The sequence below is a fragment of the Cellvibrio sp. QJXJ genome (assembly GCF_024452345.1).
Classification (GTDB): Bacteria; Pseudomonadota; Gammaproteobacteria; order Pseudomonadales; family Cellvibrionaceae; genus Cellvibrio.
The window spans coordinates 347,399-373,587 of record NZ_CP101662.1; the positions used below are offsets into that span (position 1 = coordinate 347,399).

Here is a 26,189-nt window from a genome sequence, read left to right on the forward strand (position 1 = left end):
TGTCCTGCGCGTCAAAATGAATCGGGAAATCTTATGCATTGCGAGTCTCCTATAAAACGTCGTAAATCGCGGCAGATAATGGTTGGAAATGTTGCGGTTGGTGGTGATGCACCTATTTCTGTACAGAGCATGACCAATACAGAGACAACAGATGTAGCGGCAACTGTCGAGCAAATTCGCCGCATTCAAGCAGCAGGTGCCGACATTGTTCGCGTTTCGGTGCCCACAATGGACGCTGCGGAAGCCTTTGGTGCCATTCGCAAGCAAGTGACTATTCCGTTGGTTGCAGATATTCATTTTGATTACCGTATTGCGCTGCGTGTTGCCGATTTAGGTGTGGATTGTTTGCGCATTAATCCAGGTAATATTGGTCGTGAAAAGCGCATCAAAGCTGTGGTCGATAAAGCGCGCGATTTAAATATTCCAATCCGAATTGGTGTCAATGCCGGTTCTCTTGAAAAAGATTTGCAGAAAAAATATGGCGAGCCAACACCTGATGCGTTGGTTGAATCTGCTTTGCGTCACGTAGAAATTCTTGATCAGTTAAATTTTTATAATTTTAAAGTCAGTGTAAAGGCGTCAGATGTTTTTATGGCGGTTGCTGCTTACCGTAAGCTTGCTACGCTAATCGATCAGCCCTTGCATCTAGGTATTACTGAGGCGGGCGGTTTGCGTTCTGGCACAGTGAAATCCTCCATAGGTTTAGGCGCACTGCTGATGGATGGTATTGGCGATACTATTCGCGTATCGCTTGCGGCAGACCCCGTTGAAGAAATTAAAGTAGGTTGGGACATGCTGCGCAGTTTGAAAATTCGCAGCAAAGGTGTGAACTTTATTGCTTGCCCAAGTTGTTCGCGTCAGAACTTTGACGTAATCAAAACCATGAACGACCTGGAGCAGCGCGTGGAGGATATTACCGTCCCTCTGGATGTAGCGGTAATTGGCTGTGTTGTAAATGGCCCCGGTGAAGCAAAAGAGGCTGATTTGGGACTGGCAGGCGGAACCCCGAGTAACTTGATATACATAGATGGTGAGCCCAATCAAAAGTTAACCAATGAAAATCTGGTTGATAATCTCGAGCGTTTGATTCGTGCCAAGGCTGCACAAAAGCAGGCACAAATGGATGCGGATGCAAAAAATATCATCGCAAAAGCCTGATGCTTTTGTGTTTATAAATAAGGTTTGAAATTGAAAAAAATACAAGCAATTCGTGGGATGAATGACCTGCTGCCAGCAGACTCACCACTTTGGCAATATGTTGAGTCTGTGGTTACTGACATACTTACGCGCTACGCCTATCAGGAAATTCGTTTTCCAATCGTCGAGTCTACAGAGTTGTTCAAGCGCTCGATTGGTGAAGTTACCGATATTGTTGAAAAAGAAATGTATACCTTTGAGGATCGCAATGGCGATAGTTTGACCTTGCGCCCCGAAGGTACTGCGTGCTGTGTGCGGGCCTGTGAAGAAAATGGGTTGCTTTACAATCAAACACAGCGCTTGTGGTATATGGGCCCCATGTTTCGCCACGAGCGTCCGCAAAAAGGACGTTATCGGCAGTTCCACCAAATTGGTGTTGAAACCTTTGGCATCCAGGGCCCCGATATCGATGCCGAGGTGTTAGTGTTAAGCGCGCGTATTTTGCGTGAGTTAGGCGTTGCTGATCATGTTCGTTTGCAGATTAACTCTCTGGGTAGTACGGAAGCTCGCACTACATACAAACAGGCATTGGTTGCGTATTTGGAGCAGGTAAAAGATCAACTTGATGAAGATAGTAAGCGTCGTCTTGAATCAAATCCTTTGCGTATTCTTGATTCAAAAGATGCTAACACCCAGTCATTACTAAACGCAGCGCCGGTGCTTCTGGATTATCTGGATGATGCTTCGCGCGAACATTTTGAAGGGTTAAAGTCGCTGCTGGATGCGGCTGGTATAGCGTATGAAGTAAATCCACGCTTGGTGCGCGGACTCGATTATTATGGTAAAACGGCGTTCGAATGGGTAACGGATAAATTAGGATCGCAAAGTACGGTTTGTGCTGGTGGTCGCTATGATGGTTTGGTTGAGCAGTTGGGTGGCAAATCAACACCTGCTGTAGGTTTTGGTATTGGTCTTGAACGCTTGGTGTTGTTGTTGCAAGCCGTGGAGGCAGTGCCAGATGGTTTGGATCAACAAGCTGATGTTTACTTGGTGGCAGTTGGTAATGTGCAGTCTGTTGCCATGCAGCTAGCTGAGCGCATACGTGATGATTTACCTTTTGTTCGTTTGTTGCTCAATTGCGGTGGTGGTAATTTTAAAAGCCAATTAAAACGAGCGGATAAAAGCGGTGCTGAAATCGCGTTAATTCTAGGTGAAGATGAAGCTCAGGCTGAGAAGGTAAGTATTAAATTCTTGCGTGATGATGTTGAACAGCAAACCCTTCCATTTGATGAAGCAATTGCCTATCTGCAATCGCTCGAGTAAAAAAATAACGTTTTCTTTAATCATTAATATTTCCTGCGCGTTGCGCAAGTCCTACAGGAGTCAATTGTGAGCGTACATCTTTCAGAAGAAGAACAATTAGAAGTCTTAAAGCGTTGGTGGAAGGATTATGGTAGAACCATAATCATCGCCGTATTAGTCGTTGTGGCTGGCTATTTTGGTTTTACAACGTGGCAGGATCAAAAACGTCAAGCGGCTGAAAAAGCATCAGTAATGTATGAAGAACTGTTGAAACTGGTTAACGTTGAGCCTGGCAAGGTAATCACCGATGCTGATAAAGCGACTGTTACTCATTTAGCCGGTCAGCTGAAAGAGGCAAATAGTAAAAGCATGTACGCACATAGCGCGGCTTTTTTTCTTGCCAAATTGGCTGTTGAAGATAACAAGTTAGATGCGGCAGCGAGTGAACTTAAATGGATTTTGTCTGCCAAACCGGATGCTGCAACTGAGCAGTTGGCTCGCTTGCGATTGGCGCGAGTGTTAACTGCACAGAAAGCTTATGACGAAGCCTTGGCGCAATTGACTCCAGAACCAGCGGCAGCATTTGTTGCTGATTACGCTGAAGCACGCGGGGATATCTTTAAATTACAAGGTGACTTGGATGCTGCCAGAACCTCATTTGAAAAAGCGCTGACCTCAATTGATCCTCAACAACAAGAGCGTTACATGTTGTTGCAAATGAAAGTTGATGATTTGAAAGTAAATGATTCTGTGCCGGCAGCCCCTGTTGCTGAGGAGAAGTAAATGACGCAAGTCTCTGTGAGGCACTTTAGCTGGTTGGTTTTGCTTTGTGCATTCGCTGTTTCCGGATGTTCCTGGTTTAGTAAAAAAACAGGAAACGAACCCATGGAGTTAGTCGATTTTGAAGAGACTATCGACCTAGATCGGGTGTGGAAACGTGGTATTGGTGAAGGTCAAAACAAAGGTTTTAGTAGCCTCACACCTGCATTAGATGGCGATGTTATTTATGCGGTTGATTTTGAAGGTTTGGTTGTTGCAGTAAACACTGGTTCTGGCAAAAAGCTCTGGTCACGCAAGATTAATAAAGCAGAACAGGGACTGTGGGGATGGCTGAAGGGTTTCTTCGTTGCCACTGACCCGAACCGCCAAATCATTGGTGGTATCGCTGCTGAAAATGGTTTGTTGCTGGTGGCGACTTATGCGGGTGAAGTTATGGCTTTATCCAAAGAAAATGGCGATGAGTTATGGCGTAAACAGCTTCCGGGTGAAATAGTTTCAGCTCCACGTACTAACGGAAGTGTTGTTGCTGCTCAATCGGTGAATGGCAAGCTCTATGCCTTGGATGCCAAAACCGGTGAACAATTGTGGTTTTATGATAATCAGCCACCAGTTCTGACGTTGCGCGGTACGCCATCACCAATAGTCACCGACACAGCGATTTACACCGGTTTTTCCAATGGTCGCATGATGGCCTTTAACCCGAGTAATGGTTTGATACTGTGGGAGCAGCGTATAGCTTCACCAAAAGGTCGTTCAGAGCTGGAGCGGATGGTAGATATCCATTCCAGTCCAGTTCTGCGTGATGGGGTTCTTTATGTTGGTACCTATCAGGGTCGAGTCAGTGCAATAGCGCGTGGAACTGGCAGTCCACTGTGGGGAATTGATGGTTCAACCAGTGAAAATCTGGCTGTTTCCTCAGATAAAGTTTTTGTTGCACATTCCGATGGCAAAGTGGCTGCTTACAGTGCGGCCACGGGCGAACAATTGTGGGTTAATGAACAAATGTTGCGCCGTAATTTGAACGGGCCACAAGTATTTGGTGATTATGTAGCCGTAGTTGATTTTAAAGGCTACATGCACGTGCTCAACCAAAGTGATGGCCAGTTTGCAGCACGTACTCGTGTTGACAGAAAAGGCGCACGTGCTCCGATGCAAACGGATGGTGAAACACTTTATGTGTTTACTAATCGTGGCAAACTAATTGCGTTTCGTGCTGAAAAAGACGAATAACCTTCGGCTTTAGAGCAAACTAAAACCAGCCGCTGAATTTATCATTGAGTGATTAATGGTAAACTCCTCAGCGGCTGGTTTTGTTTTTAGCAAAGTTTATTTCCGGGCGGCATCCGCCTTCATTTCTGACTTTTTACCTCATTGATATTTTTATGATTATCCCCGTAATAGCACTTGTTGGTCGCCCTAATGTGGGTAAATCCACTCTTTTTAATCGCTTGACCCAGTCTCGCGATGCCTTGGTAGCGGATTACCCCGGTTTAACCCGCGATCGTAAGTACGGCGAAGGTATATTAGAGAACCGCCGTTTTATTGTTATTGATACCGGCGGAATCAGCGGTGAGGAAGAGGGTATCGACAGCATGATGGCGGGGCAATCGCTGCTGGCGATACAAGAGGCCGATATAGTCCTCTTTATTGTCGATAGTCGTGCCGGGCTTAATCCGGCCGATGAAACCATTGCCAAGCATTTGCGCGTCAACAACAAAAAAACTTATTTGGTTGCCAATAAAATTGACGGTACAGATCCCGATATCGCGTTGGCGCCATTTTATGAGCTTGGTTTGGGTGAAGTTTATCCAACGACTGCAAGCCACGGTCGTGGTGTGAGATCCTTGATGGAAGAGGTTCTGGCAGAAATCCCTGAGTTTCCAGAGGATTATCAACCAGACGATGCGACCGGTATTAAAATTGCCATTGTTGGTCGTCCCAACGTAGGCAAGTCAACTCTGGTAAATCGCTTGCTGGGTGAAGATCGGGTGGTGGTTTACGATGAGCCCGGTACTACTCGGGATAGTATTTATATCAATTACACTCGTTTTGATAAGCCTTACACCATTATTGATACGGCGGGAGTACGTCGGCGAAAAAATATTGATTTGATGGTGGAAAAATTTTCTATCGTCAAAACCATGCAGGCGATTGCAGATGCAAACGTTGTAGTGTTGGTAATGGATGCCAGCGAAGGTGTGGTTGAGCAAGATTTGCACCTGATGGGCACTACCATTGAGGCTGGCCGCGCGTTGGTGATAGCGCTGAATAAGTGGGATGGTTTGGATGATGCGCACAAACAATATGTGAAAAATGAAATTGAGCGCCGTTTACGCTTTGTAGATTTTGCCACCATTCACTTTATTTCTGCCTTGCACGGTACAGGTGTTGGAAATCTCTACAAGTCCATTGAGTTAGCTTACCAATCGGCAACAGATAAGTTCAGCACTAATTACCTCACAAGAATTCTGCAAGATGCTGTACGTGAGCATCAGCCGCCCATGATCCAAGGGCGACGCATCAAGCTGCGTTACGCTCACCCGGGTGGACATAATCCACCGATAATCGTGATTCATGGTAACCAGACCAATGATGTTCCCAGTCACTACACCAAGTATTTGGAAAAAACCTTCCGTCGGGTCTTGGACCTGCACGGAACTCCGATAAAAATAGAGTTCCGTAACAATGAAAACCCTTATTCGGAGCGGAAAGGGAAACTTACCCAGCGACAGCTGGTTGAGATGCGGCGCAAAGCAGAGCGCGAGAAAAACAATAAAAAGCCAAAGTAATTCCCACATGATGGCGCCCAAGACAGCACAAATCTTGTTGCTCGGCGCGCCATTGTTATGGCCCAAAAGAAGTAATTTCACAGCCAACTACAGCTTGCAACCGGCGTAGTGAAGGAGTAGTGTTACGCGCTTTATTGATCGCCGCGGCGGTCCACTTGAACTCCAAGCCCGAGCAGAAGATGACACCCGCAAGCCGCAAGCTGCTTATCATCGATGACGATGCCCTTGTCCGCCAAAGCCTTTTAACCTATCTGTCTGATAGTGGTTTTGCTGTGCAGTTTGCTATTGACTCCCACTCTGCACTTCACCTTCTTCAGTCCAATCACGACTACCCTGATTTGATTATCACTGATCTGCGTATGCCCAACGGCGATGGTTTGCAGTTATTGCAAACGTTACACGACCAATTTCCTGAGTTGCCTGTTATTGTGGTGTCCGGTGCTGGTGTGATGAGCGATGTAGTAGCTGCATTGCGTTTGGGAGCGAGAGATTATTTGATTAAACCGCTTGCTGATTTAGAGGTTCTTGTTCACTCGATCAATAAAGTGCTTGATCGTCAGGATCTGGAAGCCGAAAATTTGCGTTATAGAGCACAACTGGAGGACGCCAATCGCGAGCTGAAAGAGAATTTGCGTGTTCTGGAGCGAGATCAGATTGCTGGTCGCAGGGTGCAGCGACGACTTATGCCATCTGGGCTCAGCACCCAAGAGGGTTATCAGGTTGCACATACTATAGTTCCTTCGCTTTTTCTCAGTGGCGATTTTGTTGATTATGCCCACATTAAACAACGTTACCTCGCGTTTTACTTAGCTGACGTTTCAGGTCACGGTGCATCTTCTGCTTTTGTCACTATTTGGCTAAAACACTTGGTAAGCCGAATGGTACGCGAGGAGGGCTTGTTTGGTGATGAGTACTCGTTTGTTGAGGGTGCTAATCAAATGTTGCGGCAAATTAATCGTGAACTGCATGAGACTCGCCTCAGTCATCACCTAACACTTTTTGTAGGCATAATAGATACCCATACAGATAAAATGCATTATGTGGTTGCAGGCCACCTGCCTATGCCAATTTTGTTGACTGAGTCCGGCGCGGAGTACTTGGTGGGGCAGGGTAAACCCGCAGGTATTTTCAAGGAGGTTAGTTGGCAGCTGTATGAACGAGATCTTCCTGAAAAATTTGCTTTGATTTGTTTTTCGGATGGTGTTTTGGAAACATTGCCACAGGTTGAGTTGGCGGATAAAGAAGCTCATTTATTGGCGCGGGTTGCTGCCAGCACTGGCACTTTGGATTCCGTCTGCAATACTTTGGTGATAAAAGAGATTCGTGATAACCCCGATGATATCGCGGTCCTTTCGATTTCTAGAGGTGTGAGTTGATGAAACCCGGCCAGATTTTAGTTGCCGATCACAATGGTGTTTATATCATCAAGATGCTGGGTGATGTTCGCCTTACTCTCTGTATTTCTTTCGATCAATTTATTGATGCAATGTTTAAAAGTGAGAATTTTACTTCAGTGCTGTTTGATCTTTCGGATGCGGAGGCGATTGACAGTACAACATTGGGGTTGATGGCAAAAATATCAATTTTGGGTCAGGAGCGATGTGGAATAGTACCGGTTATCTTGGCGAGTAACCCGAGTATCCAGCGTATCCTTCAAACCATGGGGTTCGGCGATATATTTACTATAGTCGACAAGCTTGATGCTCCAGTGCTCAGCGCGCAGCCACTAAATTGCATTAATTGTGATGAACAAGAAGTAAAAGAAAAAGTATTAGAGGCCCATAAAATTTTGATGGGTTTGAACGCAAGTAACGCAGATACATTTCGTAACTTGGTAAACATGTTGGAGAACTGTTAAAACTATTAAACCAATTTTTTTGATTTTTTACTGCAGTTTTGTTTTGACAAGATTTTTAGCGCGAATAAATTCGCTGTGCGGGACATAGATTAAATCTGCTACCTTTCTGATCATGTAGTCTTCGTATTTATCCAAATCTCCATCGGCATAAGCCATTTCCCACATCGCTATTATCAGGCGAAATTTATCGCTCGCTGAGCATTGCGTGTTCACAATTTGAGTGAATTGATGCAATGACGTTGCATCGTGCGACTCATTTTTGGCGAGATCAATCAAGTCGGCGATTTCATTTGTGGTAAGTGAAAATTTTTGTGCGAGTAATTGATTGAGTTTGTTAGCTTCAATTTCGGAGAAGTGATGATCAGCCATGGCGATTTCCACCAGCAATGCAGAAATGGCCAGTTGTTTCTGGTGATCGGTGAGGGCGAGTGAGTCGCCACCTGATTGCAGGTGGCGCTCGATAAAGCGTGCGAGCTTATTGAGCACGGGCTTTAATCAGGTTCTCAAGGTTGATCTGATCTTTCACAAAACCGCGGATACCCTCGGCCAGTTTTTCAGTGGCCATAGCATCTTGGTTGATACCAAAACGGAAGCTTGCTTCTGTCTCGATTTGTTTTGCGATTTTTTCACCTGAATTGTTTGGTGATAGGACGCGCTTTAATTCGCCTTTGTCCTGATCCAATTCTTGCAGCAATTGTGGGCTGATGGTCAAACGATCACAACCTGCTAGCGCTTCAATTTCGCGGAGGTTACGGAAGCTCGCACCCATTACCACAGTTTTGTAGCCATTTTGTTTGTAGTAGTTGTAGATCTGACGTACAGATACTACGCCTGGATCTTCTTCTGCGGTGTATTCTTTTTTGTCGGTGTTGGCTTTGTACCAATCAAGAATACGACCTACAAAGGGGGAGATAAGAAATACGCCAGCATCAGCACAGGCGGCTGCTTGATTGAAGCCAAACAGCAGGGTCAGGTTGCAGTTAATGCCTTCTTTTTCCAAAACTTCGGCGGCGCGAATGCCTTCCCAAGTAGATGCAAGTTTGATCAATACACGAGATTTATCAACACCACCTTTTTCATACAGGCTGATTAATTGGTGCGCCTTGGCGATAGAGGCTTTGGTGTCAAATGACAAGCGCGCATCCACTTCGGTAGAAATACGGCCGGGAACAATTTTCAGAATTTCCAAGCCAATGCCAACAGCAAGGTGATCACACACAGCGCTCAGTTGTTCTGCGCTGTTAGTGATACCTTTATTTGCGGCGATAGATGAGGTCAGCAGGCTTTCATATTGCGGCATTTGTGCTGCTTTATAAACCAGCGATGGGTTGGTGGTCGCATCCAGAGGTTTGTAAAGGCGAATGGCTTCTATATCGCCAGTATCGGCTACGACGTCGGTAAATTGCTTCAGTTGTTCGAGTTTACTAGTCACAGTGGTAATCCTATTTCTGAAATAACAAGTGGTTGATATTCGTCTTATTGCCGTCAGATATATTATAGTCTTAATGACTTTTTGAATGAAACAGTCATTTTTTATAAAGCGATAAATACATAGTCTATTAAGGTTTTAGGCCCAAGAGTAAATCAAGTAATAGTTGCTAATGGTAACTCATTTATGGCCGCAAGCGCTCGTTCAAGAACCTCGATTCCAGCACCGGGTTTGTGGGCTTGCTCACTAATAACGCGTCTAAATTGCCGTGCACCCGGTAGTCCCTGGTAGAGCCCAAGAATATGCCGGGTCAAATGATTGAGGCGTGCGCCCTTCGCTAACTGTTCGATACAATATTCTTTAAATTGTTCCATTACCTCATCGCGGCTGATGATGGTGCGCGAGCTGCCGTAAATTTGCTGATCAACTTCTGCGAGTAGATAGGGATTGCTGTAAGCCTCACGACCAATCATGACACCGTCCACATGTGCCAGCAGGGTTTTCGTTTGCTCTAGTGTAGTGATACCACCGTTGATAATAATGTTGAGCTGGGGGAAATCCTGTTTGAGCTGATAGACCTTATCGTACTGCAATGGCGGTACTTCACGGTTTTCTCTAGGGCTGAGGCCTTTTAACCAGGCTTTGCGCGCGTGGACAATGAAGGTACTACAGCCAGTTGCGGCGACGGTGCTGACAAATTTGACCAGCCCGGCATAATCTTCCATGTCGTCGATTCCGATGCGATGCTTTACCGTCACCGGAATTTTCACCGCATGCTGCATGCTTGCGATGCAATCGGCCACTAGTTCTGGCTCGGCCATTAAGCAGGCGCCAATCATGCCATTTTGTACGCGATCACTGGGGCAGCCACAGTTGAGATTGACCTCATCGTAACCCCAGTCTTCGGCGATGCGTGCACATTCAGCGAGATCGGTGGGGTCGCTACCACCAAGCTGCAAAACCAAGGGATGTTCACAGGCGTTGTAATCGAGGAAACGCTTTTTATCACCATGCAAGAGCGCACCGGTGGTAACCATTTCGCTGTAGAGAACGGCTTCTTTGGTGAGCATACGCCAAAAGGTGCGGCAATCAGAGGTTGACCACTCCATCATCGGAGCGAGGGTAAAGCGGCGGTCAAGGGTTGGGGTTGGTGTCATCAAGGTATGAATTTCAATAGCGCAAAATAAAAATGCCAAGCAATATCGGCAGGTGTTTTATGATAGCGATATTTACTTAGGGCTGCACGGTAAACCAGCTCGACAATCGGAAGAATCTATTTATGTCATTGACTCATATCGACTCCCATGGTCACGCAAGCATGGTGGATGTCTCAGATAAACCCGCGAGCGTGCGCGAAGCCCGCGCTTTTGCACGGGTTGTAATGCAGCCTGAAACATTGGTGCAAATCAAAAACAACGGCCTGAAAAAAGGGGATGTGTTGGCTGTTGCTCGCATTGCTGGTATTCAGGCCGCAAAAAAGTGCGCGGATCTGATCCCTCTTTGTCATCCGCTAGCGCTGAGTAAAGTGGCGGTCGATTTCAGTTTGGATGAAGCTAATTCCAGTGTAGAAATTACCAGTTACTGCAAACTAACCGGTCAAACAGGCGTAGAAATGGAAGCGCTTACAGCGGCAAGTGTCGCCGCGCTGACAATTTACGATATGTGTAAAGCAGTAGATATGGGCATGGTAATTGAGCAGATTTGCCTATTGGAGAAAATGGGCGGGCGTCGCGGCCACTATCAGCGTGAAACAACAGGGCGGCACGAGGTAAACGAATAATGATCCAGGTGGTATTTTTAGCGCAGCTGCGCGAGCAGCTGGGCAGTAACGGCATACAGGTCGACTCCAATTCAGCAAAGTCTATTGGGGAGTTAAAGCAATACTTGATTTCGCATCACCCTGAATGGGCAGAGTTTTTGGAGAACAAAAAATTATTAATTGCACTGAATCATGAATATGCACGTGGTGATCTCCCCTTGAAGTCTGGCGATGAAGTGGCGTTTTTCCCGCCGGTTACCGGAGGTTAATATGCCATTTTCTATTGCAGTTCAAACCAATGATTTTAATGTGGGCGATGAATACGCACAGCTAGTTGAAAATGATAAAGATGCGGGGGCGGTGGTTTTTTTTGTTGGCCGAGTGCGTGAGATGAATCAGTCGCGTTTGGTGTCCGGTCTCTCGCTTGAATATTATCCTGGTATGACAGAGCGTGTGCTAGATCAAATATTGGATGTTGCGAGACAGCGTTGGGATTTAATTTCTGTGCGTATTGTTCACCGTGTAGGGCAATTGTATTTAAGTGATCAAATTGTATTTGTGGGTGTTACTAGTCAGCATCGCGAACATGCATTTCAGGCTGCTGAATTTTTGATGGACTTTTTAAAAACCCAAGCCCCTTTTTGGAAAAAGGAAATAACGGCGCAAGGTGAGATGTGGGTGGATGAAAATCAAAAAGATAAAGATGCCCGTGAGCGGTGGTAAATAAAACGGGTAAATAAAAATGGGCGCTGAGGCGCCCATTTTTATACGACTTATGTCTGACTAATTACAAATGTGCCGGCTCAGATGCCGGCTCGGATTTGTAGATGCCTGCGTACTTAAGACCAAAATACATAATGTAAACATAGCATGCTGCAGGCAATAAAAATGAAAGTTGTAGACCAATGGTGTCCGCAAGAGCGCCTTGCAGCAATGGCACCAATGCACCACCTACTATGGCCATACACAGGAAGCCAGAGCCTTGGCCGGTAAACTTGCCGAGATTGTGCAGTGCCATACTAAAAATAGTGGGGAACATAATTGAGTTAAACAAGCCCACAGCAATAATCGCCCACATGGCTAACTTGCCTTCGGTAAATACCGCAACCAATACTAAAATAACAGAACAAATACAGTTAAATGCCAAGGTTTTTCCTGGGCTGACATAGCGCATTACCGCAAAACCGATAAAGCGACCAATCATTGCGCCTCCCCAGTAATAACTAACCAGATGTGCGGCGTCAGCTTCTTTTAATCCGGCAATGTTTTCTTCGCCAAAAAAGTTAATTAAGAAGCTGCCAATAGATACCTCTGCGCCCACGTACAAGAAAATACCAATTGCTCCCAACACTAAATGCTTGTGTGAGAGTGCAGACTCTTTATTAGAGGCCATATCACTGGATATGCCTGGTTCTTCGTCATGGTGGATCTTAGGTAGTTTGGCGAATGCAAAAAATAAAGCTAAAGAAAGCAGTGCCGCTGCTAATGCTAAATAGGGGCCTTGCACTGATGCGGCTTCCTGGGCTCTGTGCGCTGCTTGTTCTGCAGCAGGCAAAAGAGCTAATTGATCTGCAGTTAATACAGCTGTGCCTAAAATCAACATGCCGCCTAATGCAGGAGCAATAGTGGTTCCTAATGAATTAAATGCTTGGGTGAGCGTTAAGCGGCTGGATGCTGTTTTGGCTGGGCCAAGCACAGTAACGTAAGGATTTGCTGCTACTTGTAAAATTGTGATGCCAGACGCGAGGACAAATAAGGCAAACAAAAAAAGTGCGTAACCACTAGTTGCAGCAGGATAAAATAGTGCGCAACCAGAAGCGGCGATGATCAGGCCAGCAACGGCGCCGTTCTGATAACCGAGGCGTTTAATTAGCGCTCCAGCAGGTAAAGACACCACAAAGTAGGCACCAAAAAAACAAAATTGAACGAGCATTGCTTGGGTGTAGCTGAGTGTGTAAACACTTTTCAGATGAGGGATTAGTACGTCATTAAGTGAGGTTAATAAACCCCACATAAAAAACAAAATAGTGATGATAATCAGTGGGACTGTGTTGTTGCCCGTACTCACTGAGTTGTTGAGTGGGGCGGTAGAACCTTGGGGTACGCTGGCCATGAGATTACCTCGTTGTTATAAAAATTGTTTGTCGTTGTCGTGGTCTTAAAATAAGGTTTGCCGATTGATTCAAAACCTTGGTGCGCTAACGCAGCTTGAGGAAGCCGACGCAAGCGCGCGGTACTATAATGCAAGGCTATAACGCTGTCACATTGTTTGTTCCCGGTTTACAATCGGTTGCACTCTTACTGTCTTATGGTCATATTGACCTCTAAAACTATAACGCTGAGGTGAGTTTAGTGACTAAAGCAACTATCGATGATGTTGCCGCGCTGGCGGGTGTTTCAATGAAAACCGTGTCGCGCGTGGTGAATAATGAACCGAATGTGCGACCAGCTACCCGTGAAAAAGTTGAAGCGGCGATTCGGGAGTTAAGTTATCGACCCAATCAATCGGCGCGCAGTCTTGCGGGCAATCGTTCTTACTTGTTGGGGCTTATTTACGGGCACCCCAGTGCGCACTACGTCTTGGATATTCAAGAAGGTGTATTGGAAATTTGTCGTCCACAGCGCTACGAATTATTGGTGCACCCGGCGATTCATCGCGACCCCAACTTGATTGATGAAGTTACTGATTTGATTTTGGAGAAGCGTGTAGATGGCGTCATGTTGACACCGCCGTTGTCAGATAACATGGCCGTGATCTCGCTGCTAAAAAAAATGAATATTCCGTTTGTGCGGGTGGCGCCAACAGAAAATAAATCTGCGTCACCCTATGTAGAAACCAACGACGAAGAAGCGTCCTACGACATGACCTGTCAGCTAATTGCGCAGGGGCATATGCGGATTGGTTTTATTTGTGGTCATCCGGATCACCGTGCAATGTCGTTGCGTTATGAGGGTTATAAGGCGGCATTAATTGAAAATGAATTGCCCTTATTAACAAATCTGGTGGCTCAGGGCGATAATTCATTTGAATCAGGAGAGACTTGCGCTAAACAATTACTTGGTTTGTCGGAGCGGCCGACAGCGATTTTTGCAGCTAATGATGATATGGCGGCAGGTGTGATGATGGTGGCTCATCAAATAGGGGTAAAAATTCCTGCGCAATTATCGGTGGCCGGATTTGACGATACACCCGTTGCGCATCAAATTTGGCCATCACTAACAACTATTCGTCAGCCGATTCGGCAGATGGCAAAAAAAGCGACTGATTTGCTACTGAAACAGTTGCGGGGAAAAGATATTCAACTACCGGCCAGTATGCTGAATTCAAGCATCATTGTGCGTGAATCTACTGGCCCGCTGGTGCCGACAAAATCAGTCAAAACCAAATAGTTTTTCAATACTACTTTTGCCCTCAGTTTTGAGGGCAGGGGTTTCAAATAAATAGGGTAAGTTGGTGTTTCTACACCAACATCGACATGGCTGCTTCCATATCTGCACTCAAATCTTCTGATTCGCTCACTTGCATGTCTGGGTCGAGTCCAAGTCTTTCAAACGCTTTTACTTTGGTGAAGTCGATTTTGGTCATGGCTGAATCAGTTCCAAGATAACTTTGGAGCATGGCGACAGTGACAACATCCGCATAATCCGCCTTGGGAATAGAGCGAGTAAAGTCTATATGCTGGGTTGGAATGTGCGCGAGCTCCTCGGGGAAACCCCAGGTTTTCAGGATAAGGTCCCCGAGTGGCGCGTGTAATTCATCAATAACAGCATCCAGTGTAAAGCTGTCTTTCAAGAGCGCAGGATGGTCTTCGGCATAGGTGAGAATTGGCAGTACACCGATTTTATGTACCAACCCAGCCAAGGTGGCTTGGTCCGGGCGCAGTTTGGTGTAGTGCTTGCAGAGGACGTGGCAAATACCAGCAACCTCGCTTGAACGGCTCCACACTTCGCGCATGCGCATGTCCACCAAATCCGACGTTGCCTGAAACATTTGTTCCATGGCGAGCCCGGTGGCGATATTGCACGTGTATTGAATGCCAAGGCGCATAAGTGCGGTGCGCAAATCTTCAATCGCGCGACTGGCGCGCAGTAACGGGCTATTGGCAACACGAATAATGCGCGCGCTCAGCGCAGCATCGTTGCCAATAACGCTGGTGAGCTTGTCGATGTCGGCATCCGGGTCGTCGGCAACTTCCCGAACTTTCAGTGCTACCTCGGGTAGTGTCGGTAGTACGAGTTGATCTTTTTCAATTGCAGTTATGATTTCCTGGCGTACTTTTTCAGTAATAGGATTCATTGGTTGTCCTGACATCATTATTGAGTGGCTTCTTCTGCTGTAGGTATAGCATAGGGCAGACTGAGTTGGCTGAGTTTTTCTGTGGCCGATTCTACTTTTGCTTGATCAATTTGCTCATCCAGCAATGAAGCCAATAGTTCGATTTTTCCTTGTTGGTTCAGTGCCGCCATGACTACGGTGCCGGCATTTTGTCCACTTAAACTATTGATTATGGTGGTTCCTGGCGGAGGTGTTTGGTCGTTTTTGTATTCAAAGCGATACATATGGCGTTTCAGTTTTCCGCGATAGTGAAGACGCGCCACTATTTCCTGGCCGGTATAACAACCCTTACGAAAGTTGATGCCGTTAACCAATTGATAATTCAGTTCTTGCGGGGTAAACAGCTCGTAGGATTCCGGATAAACCTCACCAATACCGGCAGCGATATCCAATAGCTGCCATTCATCCGCGCTAACTTTCTGCGTTTGTTTTTCTATTACATCAATAAAGGAATCAACAGTTGCGGTGGCAACCCAGCATTCAAAGCGATTTGCGGCTAATTGAATCAGGTAGCTGCCATCTTTTTCTATCCAGCCCTCGTAAGTTGTAGGCAACTGTTGGAAAAAGGTGGACGCTACAGCAGCGGCGGAATCGCCAAACAAACCGAATAGGGCGAAGTCATTACCGCCATCCTGCAGCTTGGCTTTGGAGAACACTATGTATTTACCCAGTGTTTTTTGCGCCGACTCCATCATGCTTGCAGGCAGGCGTAGCGCGATGGTTTCGTTATTCATTTGCAGGGCGCGAAAGCTCAGGAGTATTCGGCCTTTCGGATTGCATTGCGCGCCAAGACGAGTGACTGGCTCGTTTAGTTCTTTTACATCGCATGTGACTTGGCCTTGCAAAAATTTACCTGCATCAGGGCCTTTGACCAAGAGCAGCTGTTTGTTGGTGAGCGTTGCGAGGTAAGTCATGGTTGATAAATCCGGATTGGGCATGGGGAAGAGTTCCGCAAATTGACTACAGGCAGCGCGATTCTCTAGTCAAAGCGAGTCTTTGGCAAGGTGCTCGTTTATAATGTGCTTCTCTTATTTTTAATACAGGTATTAGCGTGGATATCAATCGTTTAAAGTGGGCTTGTCGGCGCGGTATGCTGGAGTTGGATCTGGTGCTAGCGCCTTTTTTAGAGAAAGTGTACCCAGGGCTGGAACAGAGCGATAAAGAACGTTTCTGGTTGCTATTGGAAGAGCAGGATCAAGATCTTTTTGCTTGGTTTATGCGTCGCGAAAATCCCGATAGCCCTGAACTACAACGGATTGTGGACATTATTCGTGCAAATACCGGCCTTCAAAAAACCAACAGCTGACACTGTTGACCTGCTGGCGGATGGGGCAAGCGGTCCATCGGCTTCTGCATCAAAAGCACTGCCGCCAATGGCAGTGCTCTCCATTTCAACCTCTGCTTTTTTGCGCATCTTTTACCGGCTCTTTTACGGGTTGTTTGTGTTGTCGCTATTTATCGCGCTCTTTCCCTATATAAGTGACGTTAATACTGGTGGTGTAATGCGCCTGGTTTGGTTGGCCCTATTGCTGGGTAGTTGTATTGGGCTATGGCATTTATATGCGCTGCAGTGTGCAGCAATACCTGTTGGTTCGCTCGCTTATGAAAACGGATTTTGGATTCTTTCCAACAACCAAAAAGAGCAGCTGAATTGTGTCTTGGTTGGGGAGGTGCTCTGCTGGCCTTGGCTAATTGTTTTGCCCTTGCAGTCCGAGAGCGGGAGCAAAAGATTTTTACTGCTTTGCCATGATGCTATTAAGCCCGCAGATCAGGCGCGTTTGCGCACCTGGCTGCGGGCCTGTTTAAGGCCAAAAGGTTAGCCTATACAGTAAGATCAATATCCTTGCTAACAATCACATCCTGTCCGGCAAAATTGGTCGGTACCAGTATGGTGTCCCGTGCAATAGGTGATTTGTTTGGATAGTCGGGCGAGTAGTGCAGGCCGCGGCTTTCTTTGCGCTCATGGGCCGAGCGAATAATCAATTCCGCGACAGTGGCCAGGTTGCGCAGTTCGATCAAATCGCTGCTGATGTTGTAGTTGCTGTAATACTCGGCAATTTCTTTTTGCAGCAATTTTATGCGATGGGTCGCGCGCTCCAAGCGTTTATGAGTGCGCACAATACCGACGTAATCCCACATAAATCGGCGCAGCTCGTCCCAGTTGTGCGAAATCACCACGTCCTCGTCGGAATCGCGTACCCGCGAGGCGTCCCACTGGGGGGATACATCGGGCGTATGAATCTGATCGAGTTTAGCCAAAATATGTTGCGCGGCCGATTGGGCGTAAACGATACATTCCAGCAGCGAATTGCTCGCCATACGGTTGGCGCCGTGTAAACCGGTAAATGAGGTTTCGCCAATCGCATATAAATGCTGCAAATCGGTTTGGCCGTTTTTATCTACTACCACGCCGCCGCAGGTGTAATGCGCAGCAGGCACCACAGGAATGGGTTCTTTAGTGATATCTATGCCAAATTCCAAACAGCGCGCTTTAACCGTGGGGAAGTGTTCGCTAATAAATTCAGGCGATTTGTGACTGATATCCAGATAGACAAAATCGCAGCCGAGGCGTTTGATTTCATGGTCTATGGCACGTGCCACTATATCGCGCGGCGCCAGCTCTTCGCGCTCATCAAAACGCGGCATAAACCGCTCGCCACTGGGCAAACGTAAATAAGCGCCTTCACCGCGCAGGGCTTCAGTGATCAAAAAGTTTTTGGCGCGCGGGTGGTAGAGGCAAGTGGGGTGGAATTGGTTGAATTCCATATTGGCCACCCGGCAGCCGGCGCGCCAGGCCATGGCAATACCATCGCCACTGGCACTGTCCGGGTTGCTGCTATAAAGATAAACCTTACTTGCACCACCGGTGGCCAGAACAACTACTTTGGCTTGGAAGACGTGAATATCGTCACTGTTGTTATCGAGCACATAGGCGCCGCTGCAGCGCAGCTTGCGCGAGTCGGCATCGGCTTGGGATATCAGGTTAATCGCTACATGATTTTCAAATATGTCGATGTTTGACTGTTGCTGCACCTGATCGATCAAGGTGGAGTGCACCGCCTGACCGGTGGCATCGGCGCTGTGAATAATGCGGCGATGGCTGTGGCCGCCCTCTTTGGTGAGGTGATAATCGCCATTGGAGTTTTCTTTGGTGAAGTTAACCCCTTGGTCGATCAGCCATTGAATTGCCGCTTTGCTGTGTTCGACCGTAAAACGCACGGCGTCTTCGTGGCACAGGCCGGCGCCGGCAATCAGCGTGTCGGCAACATGGGCGTCAATCGAATCCTGATCGTCAAGTACCGCGGCAATCCCGCCTTGGGCATACCAGGTAGACCCTTGGTTAATAGCATTTTTACTCAGCACAGCTACGCGCGCATTCTTCGCGAGGCTTAATGCCAGCGTGAGGCCCGCAGCGCCTGAGCCAATCACCAGCACATCATATTGGTAGTGTTTATTCATTCAGATCAAACCCGGGTTGGGAAAGGAGGGCAAAAGTGGTCGCCAGTATATCAAGCCTTCGTGGCATAAAGAGCGGCCACCAATGCTATATACGAACTAAACAGCGTTGCGGGTAATAACTCCGTATAATGCCCCCTGAACTTTTAGTGTAGGGTTTTGTCTATAAGCGGCGTAAATCCAATAGACTTTGCATAAGATACTGTGTTTTCCCTTGGGGGTTTAAAGAATGACAGCGCAACTAGCGCCTGATGTTGATCAGCAATTGGTCGAGCGAGTTCAAAAAGGCGATAAACGCGCGTTTGATTTGCTAGTGATTAAGTACCAGCACAAAGTGCTGGCGGTGATTAGCCGGTTTATCCGCGATCATGCGGAAGCTCAGGATGTCGCCCAGGAGGCGTTTATTAAGGCCTATCGCGCACTACCCAATTTTCGCGGCGATAGTGCGTTTTACACCTGGATTTATCGTATTGCGATTAATACGGCCAAGAATCATATTGTGGCGCGCAACCGCCGTCCGCCGTCCAGCGATGTAGAAATTGAAGATGCCGAGTTCTTTGATGGCAATGATGGTATGCATGAACTCAACACTCCCGAGCACAATGTGTTGTGTGAGGAGCTTGAAAATACCATCGCCCAGGCATTTAAAGATCTCCCTGACGATCTGCGTACAGCGGTAACCTTGCGGGAGATTGATGGTCTGAGTTACGAGGAAATTGCCGAGGCCATGGAGTGCCCTGTAGGGACGGTGCGTTCGCGCATCTTCCGCGCCAGAGAGGCAATTGATAAACGAATCAAGCCGCTCGTTGAGGACATTTAGCCATCTTTAAAAACTTTCACATTTTTTTGTAAATCTTTGAACCAATTGACTAGTATCCAGTCATATCGAGTACAGAGCTACATAACCGAATCTTCACCAGCATTTGCACAGAGGCGCCAGCGAGAATGACAGAGCAAACTCAACCACCAGTGCTTGCCGAATCTTTATCAGCACTAATGGACAATCAGGCTTCCGAGCTTGAGCTACAGCGTTTACTTAAAGCGCTGGACTCGGATTCTGAACTGAAGTCCACCTGGTCGCGTTACCAGATCGCCAGTGCAGGCTTAAAGGGTGATATTCCGGTTCTTGCTTCAAGCGATTTTGCCTCGCGTGTGAGTGCAGCCATTGCGGCGGAAGAAACCTATTCGGCACCAGCCATCAGTGATGTAGCAGAACAAACGTCTGTTGCAGGTTCGAATGTAGTTGCCATGCCTTTGCGCTGGTGGCAACAAGCTGGGCGTGTCGCCGTTGCTGCTTCGGTAGCGGGGGCGGTAATTCTTGGTGTTCAACAATATCAAACTCCCGGTGCTAACCCTGCTGATATGGCGGCTGGCACCATGGCTGCGGCGCCTGCACCGGCAGTAGAAACCAAAGCGGCAAATCTACCCTCTGGCATTAATGCACCTGCATTGTCTGCGCGCACTGTTGCCGTACAGAGTGGTTATGAGTCTCGTCCGCAAGAGAGCCGTCGAGTGATGTTTGTACCGCGTCAACAAGTGGCACCCGTGTACAACGAAGATGTGAGTAGTTATGTAAACCAGTTAATCCAAGAGCATACCGACAACGCGTCGCTCAATAGCGGGCAAGGTATGTTGCCTTATACCCGAGTGATTCTGGTCGAAGAGGACTAGTTTTTATATCCCCCTTTCTGTCCGGATCCTTGTAAAAGCAGGTGGAGTAGTTATGCTGCTCCCCTGATCCCACACTCCCGAGACAAGCATGTTGATCCCCGTTCTTATCCGTCAGTTTATTCGTTCCTGCGTTACTCGTTTTATTCCTTTCGTCGCTATTTTTCCTCTGACTGTGTTGGCACAGTCAGATGGGCTCAATAGCTCAGCTCATTCAGCCGATGCCATAAATACTGTTGCACCTATGGCGACCCAATCGCCTGAAGTTGCCAACCTGTTGCGCAAAATGGCGACTATCCCTCATACCCTTAATTACCAAGGTTCGTTTACCTATCAACATAAGGATAATCCTGCGCTGCAGAGCTTTCGCATCATTCATTGGGTTGAAGACGGCGTAGAGCACGAACGTTTGCAGCATTTGAATGGGCCGGAACGTGAGGTGCTGCGCACGGGTAAAGCGATTGGTTGTGAATCGCTGGGAGATCAGTTGTTACAGGGCAAAATTAGCCAGTTTGGTGCCAACCTTGCACGTATGGATCAGCTCTACAAGTTTGAAATTCGCGGACCTGAGCGTGTCGCAGGGCGTGAGGCAACTGCTCTTCTAGCTCTGCCGTTGGATCAATTCCGTCATAGCTCCTTGCTGACTATCGACAATGAAACCGGCTTGGTGCTCAAATCCTGGTTAGTGGATGAATCCGCGCGCCCGCTGGAACGCTATCAATTTATCGATCTCGATCTAAGCCCGGAAATCGAGAACTTGCGGGAACCCAAAGCGCGCTTACATCGTGCGGCAACACCGCAAGTGGCTGATTGCAACCCAACCGATGCTAAACAAGCTGAGCGTTGGAATTTGGTGTGGGTTCCGCCGGGTTTTGCTTTTGTAGGACAGCGCCAGGTGCGCAACCAGATTGATATGTTGATGTATACCGACGGCTTGACCACCTTTTCTGTGTTTATCGAAGAGGCCAGTGGTTCGATCCCGGAAGGTGTTGCCCAGCGCGGCGCTACTTTGGCGGTGATGGATTCACTGCGTCACGCCAATAAAAATTACCGCATCACAGTAGTGGGTGAAATTCCTGTCGTCACCGCGCAAAAAATTGCGCAGAATATAGCTGGAATTTAAATCGTTCAGGTGTCCCATGATTGTTGAAACTGGCCGTATCGTATCTTTGGAAGCTGAGGGTGTTTGGGTGGAGACCATCCAAAAAACGGCCTGTGGTTCCTGCAAAGCGGAAAAAGGGTGCGGCCAAAGTCTATTGAGTAAGTTGGATGGCCACACGGCCTACATCTGGGTATTGTTGGATGGTCGCGATTCCGCGCAGTACCGCGTGGGAGATGAAATCCAAATTGGAATTCCCGAAGAGGTAGTCGCTAAAGGTTCGTTGCTGGTTTATCTGGTGCCGGTGATTAGCCTGGTTGTGTTGACAGCGCTGGCACATAACTACTTTGCCCATGAGTTGCTGACAACACTGGCCGGTTTTACCGGTTTGATTCTTGGTGGGTTTATCGTTCGCTGGCATTCCTGGCGAACCCGTTTTGATCGCGAGTTACAGCCAGTGTTAGTGGATGAGCAAAAACCACTGCGTTTTTTCGAACCTGCAGAACAACACTGAGATGTTGCGTATCAATGCCTCCATCGTTATTCCGCCGAGTGAGATCGAGCTGACTGCCATGCGCGCTCAGGGGGCGGGTGGCCAGAACGTCAATAAGGTGTCGAGTGCGATACATTTGCGTTTTGATATCCCCAATTCTTCGTTAAGCGATTTTTGTAAATCCCGCCTGTTGGCATTAGGTGATAAACGTATCACCAACGACGGGGTTTTAATTATCAAGGCACAGACTTACCGCACGCAGGAACAGAATCGCGATGATGCTTTAGTGCGATTGCGGGAAATAATTCTTGGCGCGATAAAAATTGAGAAGCCTCGCCACGCCACACGCCCGACATTCTCTTCCAAACAGCGCCGCATGGATGAAAAAACCCAGCGCGGCAGCATTAAATCAGCGCGGCAGAAAAAAATATCCTTTGATTAGCGCGCCTTGCCCATTTGGTTGGTTGCCTCGGGTTATTTAAAACCCAGCTGACTTAGCCAATACACTTACACTTTCTTTTTGCTTCTTTTCACTCAGCTCCAGACGATCCTGCTGAATCAGTGGTTGCCACAACTGCTGCTGTAAAACCTCCATATTTTCCCCGCGACTGGTAATCAACCAATCAACCAGTGCCTTGGCAACGTCAGGGTAATTTCGTGGTCCATTGGGTGCGGGTTGCGGTAGCCAACGTGCGAGAGTGGCTACATCAAATTGTTTTGCCTCGGTGCCTAAACCTAGTTTTTCCAACGCCATGGCATTGGATTTTTGTTCCATTTGCCCGGCGACGGGCTGGGCCAGAATTTTTTTGCCTAAATGTATGGCTTCGCTTGGCAATTCAAAACCCGCACTGCAAATAACGCCTTCACAGCGATGCAAATCCATTTGAAATCCTTCACGTGAAAAAGGGCGGATATGGATATGGCCTTCGTCGTAGGCAGCGGGAACGGGTTGATACACAAAAAATTCATAGTCAGGAAATTCACGCAGCTGTGGCAGTATGTCATCCAGCCCTGCAAACGGCAGATACACCAAATAGTGTTTGGGGGTGGAGATATTTGGGTAGTGACTGGTTTCCACCAATGGCGGCAAAATAGGTTGGCCGAAGTGATGCCAATGCAAGCCAATCGGCTGTGTTACCGGTGCAAAGTTGCGCATAAACCAGCGCACAAAAATATTGTCATCTGCTTTGGGTATGTCGTAAAAAAAAGCGTTTTGATGCGAGATGCCAATGACTTTTTTCCCGGCGAGTTTGGCTGCCCAAGCGCTGACGGGTTCGAAGTCGTTAATAATAAAATCATAGCCTTCCACATTCAGGCTTCTTACATCGCGATATAGTTGGCGGATATTTGCGGTCAGCAGGGTTTTTAAGTAGCGAACTTTACCGTGTTCGGTTGCAAAGGTTAGCCCGCGAAAGGATTTAAAATCACCGAAGGTTTGCATATCAAAATAGTCAGCGCGTTCGCGCCCGGAAAATACCCAATCAACCTGAGCTCCTGCATCGGCCAGTGCTGTGGCCATGATCCGCGCGCGAGTCGTATGGCCATTTCCTGTGCCTTGAACGCCGTATAAAATTTTCATGCGGTTTTGCTCCTGAAGTGAAAAGCGCGCGCGTTATGTTATGACCAGCGCGCCGTTAGACTGATACAAGGCTGGCTGTAAAGAAAATTAGCGCAGTGCAACAATCAGTGCAGTGCAGCAATTAATGCAGTGCAATAAGCAGTTGATGCAAATAAATTCCCCAAAATGCACAGGTACTGCCCAGCAGTGCACCGGCCACTAAATCAGTCGGATAATGAACACCGAGTAGTACGCGGCTTATGCCAACGGCCGAGGCCCACACAAAACAGGGCAGGGCAAACGCGGGGTAAAACTGCCATACCAAACAGGCAAATAAAAATGCGGCAGCGGTATGGCCGGAGGGAAAACTGAACTGATCGGACGGGGTGATAAATGCTTGGTAAGTGGTAATTTTTACTGCGGGGCGATCGCGTTTAATCAGGTTTTTCAGCAGCAGGTAAAGACTCACATCAAAACTATAAGCGATAATGCCCGCCCAAAAAAATGTGATGCCCGCTTTGGGTTCGAGCAATACCAGCATCAGCGCGATACACAAATAAACCGGGCCGTCGCCGGTGGCGGAAATAAATCTTACCGAGCGACGATATTGAAAGCGTTTTGTCACATGTACCCACAAGAATGCAAGGGTGTCCAGGTGATGGACTCGCTGTAGGAAAGTGTTCATGATTCACCGTCATTAATGATTTGCAGATGAATGAGAGCGACAGTGCATTGGGCTCTCTCCGCAATCATTTTTAGCACTGCTTTGTGACGCTTCTGTGAATACTTGGTGAAGCTCGAATGACAACTGACAAGCGGGGTTGTACTGGACCTTGGTTGGCATCTAACTGACAAATGTGGAGAAGATAAATGGGTAAGCCTGGTAAAACTGGCATAGCGCGGGTGATTGATGCATTTGGTTATTCGATGAAAGGTTTGTCCGCCAGTTGGAAATACGAAGCGGCATTTCGTCAGGAAATAACCATGGGCGTGTTGCTGATTCCAGTTGCCTTTTGGTTGGCGCAAACTCACATAGAGTTGATTTTATTAATCAGCAGTATTTTTTGGGTGTGGATGGCAGAGCTGGCAAACTCATCGGTTGAAGCAGTGGTGGATCGCACTGGTTCCGAGCGCCATGAGCTATCAGGGCGCGCAAAGGATATAGGTTCGGCACTGGTTTTTATGAGTTTATTATTACTCGCAATAGTCTGGGGCATAGTGGCGTTTAACCGCTTTGCGTGATGATTGATAGGTTTGTTTCTCCAAACCCCGGCAAGTTATCTTGCTGGGGTTTTGTATTTTTTGTGATCGTAAATTCGCCCTAAAGCTTACTGCTTGATTGGGAGTCATCCAGAACTCGCCCCTATGTGAGTAATACACAGGAAAAAAAGAGAATTACGGATTGTGATCTTCTGGCTATTAGGTTAAATTAGGCTCATTGTTTAATTATCATATTTATATGCCCAAGTAGGTAGTGTATGACAGAAACCTTTTCGGTCAATGAGCATCCCCATCGCCGTTTCAATCCGCTTACTGGCGAGTGGTTGTTAATTTCCCCGCACCGTACCAAGCGCCCCTGGCAGGGGCAGCAAGAATCCAATCAATGGCCGGAAAGTGCCGCCCATGATCCCAACTGCTATCTCTGCTCCGGCAATCTACGAGCGGGTGGTGAAATCAATCCGGTTTATAAAACTACCTTTGTATTTACTAACGATTACGCTGCACTTATGCCGGAAGTGCCGGATGCCCCTAAATCCAGCGACCCGTTGTTTCAAATCCAGGCGGAATACGGCAGCAGCCGGGTTATCTGTTTTTCTCCGGATCACAGCAAAACCTTGCCGTTATTGAACGATGAAGAGATCCGCGCGGTGATCAGCACCTGGATGCAAGAGGCCGCCGAGTTAGGTAAACGCTTTGCCAGCGTACAGATTTTTGAGAATAAAGGTGCGGTGATGGGCTGTTCCAATCCTCATCCCCATGGACAAATTTGGGCGCAGTCCCAGCTACCAACACTGGTGAGCAAAGAGGATCAGCAACAGCGCGCCTATTATCAGCAGCACCAACAATCCTTGTTATTGGAGTACACCCGCAAAGAATCGGCGAGCGGCGAGCGGGTTGTTGTTGAAAACGAACATTGGCTGGTGGTGGTGCCGTTTTGGGCAGCTTGGCCCTATGAAACCTTATTGCTGCCTAAGCAGGCGCGTGCGCGTATCACTGAGTTGACCGAAGCTGAGCAAGTGAGTTTGGGCGATATATTGCGCGACATTACTGCCCGGTACGACAACCTCTTTGAGTGTTCCTTTCCGTACTCCATGGGTTGGCACGGGGCCCCATTCACTGCAGATGACGCCAGTCATTGGCAGTTGCATGCACACTTTTTCCCGCCATTGCTGCGCAGCGCCACGGTGCGCAAGTTTATGGTGGGTTATGAAATGTTGGCCGAAGCACAGCGCGACTTGTCACCTGAACAAGCCGCTGAGCGGTTGCGTCAGCAATCTCCTGTTCATTTTAGATTGAGGTAAGCG

29 protein-coding genes are annotated in these 26,189 nt (G+C 47.6%); 20 read left to right on the plus strand and 9 right to left on the minus strand.

What is annotated here, in order from left to right:
• Positions 1-33 precede the first annotated feature (33 nt).
• The 7 genes from ispG to NNX04_RS01550 all read left to right on the plus strand — a co-directional run bounded on the left by ispG (position 34) and on the right by NNX04_RS01550 (position 7,866).
• The gene (gene ispG, locus NNX04_RS01520) at positions 34-1,158 is read left to right on the plus strand and encodes a flavodoxin-dependent (E)-4-hydroxy-3-methylbut-2-enyl-diphosphate synthase (protein ID WP_040391824.1); all 1,125 of its coding nucleotides are present in this window, start codon (positions 34-36) and stop codon (positions 1,156-1,158) included.
• Positions 1,159-1,188: 30 nt separating this feature from the next.
• On the plus strand, positions 1,189-2,460 hold the full coding sequence (gene hisS / locus NNX04_RS01525) for a histidine--tRNA ligase (protein WP_040391822.1): 1,272 nt from the start codon (positions 1,189-1,191) through the stop codon (positions 2,458-2,460).
• A gap of 66 nt (positions 2,461-2,526) precedes the next feature.
• Positions 2,527-3,222, plus strand: coding sequence for a YfgM family protein (locus NNX04_RS01530; protein ID WP_007642032.1), 696 nt, complete (start codon positions 2,527-2,529; stop codon positions 3,220-3,222).
• Complete coding sequence (gene bamB, locus NNX04_RS01535) at positions 3,223-4,449, plus strand: outer membrane protein assembly factor BamB (protein ID WP_151058244.1); 1,227 nt, start codon at positions 3,223-3,225, stop codon at positions 4,447-4,449. It abuts the gene before it with no gap.
• Between the two features lie 155 nt (positions 4,450-4,604).
• Positions 4,605-6,008, plus strand: coding sequence for a ribosome biogenesis GTPase Der (der, locus tag NNX04_RS01540; RefSeq protein ID WP_040392101.1), 1,404 nt, complete (start codon positions 4,605-4,607; stop codon positions 6,006-6,008).
• Positions 6,009-6,163: 155 nt separating this feature from the next.
• On the plus strand, positions 6,164-7,384 hold the full coding sequence (locus NNX04_RS01545; protein ID WP_225318395.1) for a SpoIIE family protein phosphatase: 1,221 nt from the start codon (positions 6,164-6,166) through the stop codon (positions 7,382-7,384).
• Positions 7,384-7,866 (plus strand): STAS domain-containing protein, encoded by a 483-nt coding sequence (locus tag NNX04_RS01550; protein ID WP_151058238.1) that lies wholly within the window; start codon positions 7,384-7,386, stop codon positions 7,864-7,866. Before NNX04_RS01545 ends, NNX04_RS01550 begins: the two co-directional genes overlap by 1 nt.
• Before the next feature lie 27 nt (positions 7,867-7,893).
• Here the strand turns inward: NNX04_RS01550 and NNX04_RS01555 are convergent, their stop codons facing one another.
• From NNX04_RS01555 to dusA, 3 genes are all read right to left on the minus strand, one after another.
• Positions 7,894-8,352 carry a TerB family tellurite resistance protein gene (locus NNX04_RS01555; protein ID WP_151058236.1) on the minus strand — a complete coding sequence of 153 codons (459 nt, stop codon included), beginning with the start codon at positions 8,350-8,352 and terminating at the stop codon, positions 7,894-7,896.
• On the minus strand, positions 8,342-9,298 hold the full coding sequence (gene tal / locus NNX04_RS01560; protein ID WP_261947277.1) for a transaldolase: 957 nt from the start codon (positions 9,296-9,298) through the stop codon (positions 8,342-8,344). The genes NNX04_RS01555 and tal overlap by 11 nt, the downstream gene beginning before the upstream one ends.
• A gap of 152 nt (positions 9,299-9,450) precedes the next feature.
• Positions 9,451-10,452: a tRNA dihydrouridine(20/20a) synthase DusA gene (gene dusA, locus NNX04_RS01565; protein ID WP_261948385.1), complete on the minus strand. Its 1,002-nt coding sequence runs from the start codon at positions 10,450-10,452 to the stop codon at positions 9,451-9,453.
• Between the two features lie 122 nt (positions 10,453-10,574).
• On the opposite strand from dusA, the gene moaC reads away from it, so the two are divergent.
• From moaC to moaE, 3 genes are read left to right on the plus strand one after another with little or no spacing between them, the layout of a single operon-like run.
• The gene (gene moaC, locus NNX04_RS01570) at positions 10,575-11,075 is read left to right on the plus strand and encodes a cyclic pyranopterin monophosphate synthase MoaC (protein ID WP_040391820.1); all 501 of its coding nucleotides are present in this window, start codon (positions 10,575-10,577) and stop codon (positions 11,073-11,075) included.
• Positions 11,075-11,323 (plus strand): molybdopterin converting factor subunit 1, encoded by a 249-nt coding sequence (moaD, locus tag NNX04_RS01575; protein ID WP_007642019.1) that lies wholly within the window; start codon positions 11,075-11,077, stop codon positions 11,321-11,323. Before moaC ends, moaD begins: the two co-directional genes overlap by 1 nt.
• Before the next feature lies 1 nt (position 11,324).
• Positions 11,325-11,777, plus strand: coding sequence for a molybdopterin synthase catalytic subunit MoaE (gene moaE / locus NNX04_RS01580; RefSeq protein WP_261947278.1), 453 nt, complete (start codon positions 11,325-11,327; stop codon positions 11,775-11,777).
• A gap of 64 nt (positions 11,778-11,841) precedes the next feature.
• Here the strand turns inward: moaE and fucP are convergent, their stop codons facing one another.
• Positions 11,842-13,167 (minus strand): L-fucose:H+ symporter permease, encoded by a 1,326-nt coding sequence (fucP, locus tag NNX04_RS01585; RefSeq protein ID WP_151058227.1) that lies wholly within the window; start codon positions 13,165-13,167, stop codon positions 11,842-11,844.
• Between the two features lie 239 nt (positions 13,168-13,406).
• On the opposite strand from fucP, the gene NNX04_RS01590 reads away from it, so the two are divergent.
• Positions 13,407-14,444, plus strand: coding sequence for a LacI family DNA-binding transcriptional regulator (locus NNX04_RS01590; RefSeq protein ID WP_040391818.1), 1,038 nt, complete (start codon positions 13,407-13,409; stop codon positions 14,442-14,444).
• 70 nt (positions 14,445-14,514) lie between these two features.
• Here the strand turns inward: NNX04_RS01590 and NNX04_RS01595 are convergent, their stop codons facing one another.
• Both NNX04_RS01595 and ygfZ read right to left on the minus strand, forming a co-directional pair.
• Positions 14,515-15,351 carry an HDOD domain-containing protein gene (locus NNX04_RS01595; RefSeq protein WP_261947279.1) on the minus strand — a complete coding sequence of 279 codons (837 nt, stop codon included), beginning with the start codon at positions 15,349-15,351 and terminating at the stop codon, positions 14,515-14,517.
• A 17-nt stretch (positions 15,352-15,368) separates the two neighbouring features.
• Positions 15,369-16,328 (minus strand): CAF17-like 4Fe-4S cluster assembly/insertion protein YgfZ, encoded by a 960-nt coding sequence (gene ygfZ / locus NNX04_RS01600; protein WP_261947280.1) that lies wholly within the window; start codon positions 16,326-16,328, stop codon positions 15,369-15,371.
• Between the two features lie 113 nt (positions 16,329-16,441).
• Here ygfZ and NNX04_RS01605 point away from each other — a divergent pair, with 113 nt between their 5' ends.
• Both NNX04_RS01605 and NNX04_RS22860 read left to right on the plus strand, forming a co-directional pair.
• Positions 16,442-16,696 carry an FAD assembly factor SdhE gene (locus NNX04_RS01605; RefSeq protein WP_007642009.1) on the plus strand — a complete coding sequence of 85 codons (255 nt, stop codon included), beginning with the start codon at positions 16,442-16,444 and terminating at the stop codon, positions 16,694-16,696.
• Positions 16,697-16,763: 67 nt separating this feature from the next.
• Positions 16,764-17,210: a protein YgfX gene (locus NNX04_RS22860; protein ID WP_410004087.1), complete on the plus strand. Its 447-nt coding sequence runs from the start codon at positions 16,764-16,766 to the stop codon at positions 17,208-17,210.
• A 1-nt stretch (position 17,211) separates the two neighbouring features.
• Here NNX04_RS22860 and nadB read toward each other — a convergent pair whose 3' ends face one another.
• Positions 17,212-18,849 carry an L-aspartate oxidase gene (gene nadB / locus NNX04_RS01610; RefSeq protein WP_007641992.1) on the minus strand — a complete coding sequence of 546 codons (1,638 nt, stop codon included), beginning with the start codon at positions 18,847-18,849 and terminating at the stop codon, positions 17,212-17,214.
• 226 nt (positions 18,850-19,075) lie between these two features.
• Between nadB and rpoE the strand changes: the two genes are divergently transcribed.
• The 5 genes from rpoE to arfB all read left to right on the plus strand — a co-directional run bounded on the left by rpoE (position 19,076) and on the right by arfB (position 22,548).
• On the plus strand, positions 19,076-19,666 hold the full coding sequence (rpoE, locus tag NNX04_RS01615) for an RNA polymerase sigma factor RpoE (RefSeq protein ID WP_007641990.1): 591 nt from the start codon (positions 19,076-19,078) through the stop codon (positions 19,664-19,666).
• Positions 19,667-19,791: 125 nt separating this feature from the next.
• The gene (locus tag NNX04_RS01620; RefSeq protein WP_081489678.1) at positions 19,792-20,517 is read left to right on the plus strand and encodes a sigma-E factor negative regulatory protein; all 726 of its coding nucleotides are present in this window, start codon (positions 19,792-19,794) and stop codon (positions 20,515-20,517) included.
• A gap of 88 nt (positions 20,518-20,605) precedes the next feature.
• Positions 20,606-21,637, plus strand: a complete 1,032-nt coding sequence (locus NNX04_RS01625) for a MucB/RseB C-terminal domain-containing protein (protein WP_261947281.1) — start codon at positions 20,606-20,608, stop codon at positions 21,635-21,637.
• A 16-nt stretch (positions 21,638-21,653) separates the two neighbouring features.
• Complete coding sequence (locus tag NNX04_RS01630) at positions 21,654-22,127, plus strand: SoxR reducing system RseC family protein (protein ID WP_151058213.1); 474 nt, start codon at positions 21,654-21,656, stop codon at positions 22,125-22,127.
• Between the two features lies 1 nt (position 22,128).
• Positions 22,129-22,548, plus strand: a complete 420-nt coding sequence (gene arfB / locus NNX04_RS01635) for an alternative ribosome rescue aminoacyl-tRNA hydrolase ArfB (RefSeq protein WP_007641982.1) — start codon at positions 22,129-22,131, stop codon at positions 22,546-22,548.
• Positions 22,549-22,584: 36 nt separating this feature from the next.
• Here arfB and NNX04_RS01640 read toward each other — a convergent pair whose 3' ends face one another.
• Together NNX04_RS01640 and NNX04_RS01645 are read right to left on the minus strand one after the other, a co-directional pair.
• Entirely contained in the window at positions 22,585-23,685 is a 1,101-nt protein-coding gene (locus NNX04_RS01640) for an MJ1255/VC2487 family glycosyltransferase (protein WP_261947282.1), read from the minus strand.
• 121 nt (positions 23,686-23,806) lie between these two features.
• Positions 23,807-24,349, minus strand: a complete 543-nt coding sequence (locus NNX04_RS01645) for a phosphatase PAP2 family protein (protein WP_261947283.1) — start codon at positions 24,347-24,349, stop codon at positions 23,807-23,809.
• A 185-nt stretch (positions 24,350-24,534) separates the two neighbouring features.
• Here NNX04_RS01645 and NNX04_RS01650 point away from each other — a divergent pair, with 185 nt between their 5' ends.
• Positions 24,535-24,906 (plus strand): diacylglycerol kinase, encoded by a 372-nt coding sequence (locus NNX04_RS01650; protein ID WP_007641976.1) that lies wholly within the window; start codon positions 24,535-24,537, stop codon positions 24,904-24,906.
• Positions 24,907-25,142: 236 nt separating this feature from the next.
• Positions 25,143-26,186, plus strand: coding sequence for a UDP-glucose--hexose-1-phosphate uridylyltransferase (locus NNX04_RS01655; RefSeq protein WP_261947284.1), 1,044 nt, complete (start codon positions 25,143-25,145; stop codon positions 26,184-26,186).
• The last annotated feature ends 3 nt before the right edge of the window (positions 26,187-26,189 follow it).

Bases quoted from the DNA above. Each gene is read 5' to 3' on its own strand.
- ispG (WP_040391824.1), top strand. From the start codon at position 34: ATGCATTGCGAGTCTCCTATAAAACGTCGTAAATCGCGGCAGATAATG.
- bamB (WP_151058244.1), top strand. From the start codon at position 3,223: ATGACGCAAGTCTCTGTGAGGCACTTTAGCTGGTTGGTTTTGCTTTGT.
- NNX04_RS01550 (WP_151058238.1), top strand. From the start codon at position 7,384: ATGAAACCCGGCCAGATTTTAGTTGCCGATCACAATGGTGTTTATATC.
- dusA (WP_261948385.1), bottom strand. From the start codon at position 10,452: ATGACACCAACCCCAACCCTTGACCGCCGCTTTACCCTCGCTCCGATG.
- moaC (WP_040391820.1), top strand. From the start codon at position 10,575: ATGTCATTGACTCATATCGACTCCCATGGTCACGCAAGCATGGTGGAT.
- moaD (WP_007642019.1), top strand. From the start codon at position 11,075: ATGATCCAGGTGGTATTTTTAGCGCAGCTGCGCGAGCAGCTGGGCAGT.
- moaE (WP_261947278.1), top strand. From the start codon at position 11,325: ATGCCATTTTCTATTGCAGTTCAAACCAATGATTTTAATGTGGGCGAT.
- fucP (WP_151058227.1), bottom strand. From the start codon at position 13,167: ATGGCCAGCGTACCCCAAGGTTCTACCGCCCCACTCAACAACTCAGTG.
- NNX04_RS01595 (WP_261947279.1), bottom strand. From the start codon at position 15,351: ATGAATCCTATTACTGAAAAAGTACGCCAGGAAATCATAACTGCAATT.
- ygfZ (WP_261947280.1), bottom strand. From the start codon at position 16,328: ATGCCCAATCCGGATTTATCAACCATGACTTACCTCGCAACGCTCACC.
- NNX04_RS22860 (WP_410004087.1), top strand. From the start codon at position 16,764: ATGGCAGTGCTCTCCATTTCAACCTCTGCTTTTTTGCGCATCTTTTAC.
- nadB (WP_007641992.1), bottom strand. From the start codon at position 18,849: ATGAATAAACACTACCAATATGATGTGCTGGTGATTGGCTCAGGCGCT.
- rpoE (WP_007641990.1), top strand. From the start codon at position 19,076: ATGACAGCGCAACTAGCGCCTGATGTTGATCAGCAATTGGTCGAGCGA.
- NNX04_RS01620 (WP_081489678.1), top strand. From the start codon at position 19,792: ATGACAGAGCAAACTCAACCACCAGTGCTTGCCGAATCTTTATCAGCA.
- NNX04_RS01625 (WP_261947281.1), top strand. From the start codon at position 20,606: ATGTTGATCCCCGTTCTTATCCGTCAGTTTATTCGTTCCTGCGTTACT.
- NNX04_RS01630 (WP_151058213.1), top strand. From the start codon at position 21,654: ATGATTGTTGAAACTGGCCGTATCGTATCTTTGGAAGCTGAGGGTGTT.
- arfB (WP_007641982.1), top strand. From the start codon at position 22,129: ATGTTGCGTATCAATGCCTCCATCGTTATTCCGCCGAGTGAGATCGAG.
- NNX04_RS01640 (WP_261947282.1), bottom strand. From the start codon at position 23,685: ATGAAAATTTTATACGGCGTTCAAGGCACAGGAAATGGCCATACGACT.
- NNX04_RS01645 (WP_261947283.1), bottom strand. From the start codon at position 24,349: ATGAACACTTTCCTACAGCGAGTCCATCACCTGGACACCCTTGCATTC.
- NNX04_RS01650 (WP_007641976.1), top strand. From the start codon at position 24,535: ATGGGTAAGCCTGGTAAAACTGGCATAGCGCGGGTGATTGATGCATTT.
- NNX04_RS01655 (WP_261947284.1), top strand. From the start codon at position 25,143: ATGACAGAAACCTTTTCGGTCAATGAGCATCCCCATCGCCGTTTCAAT.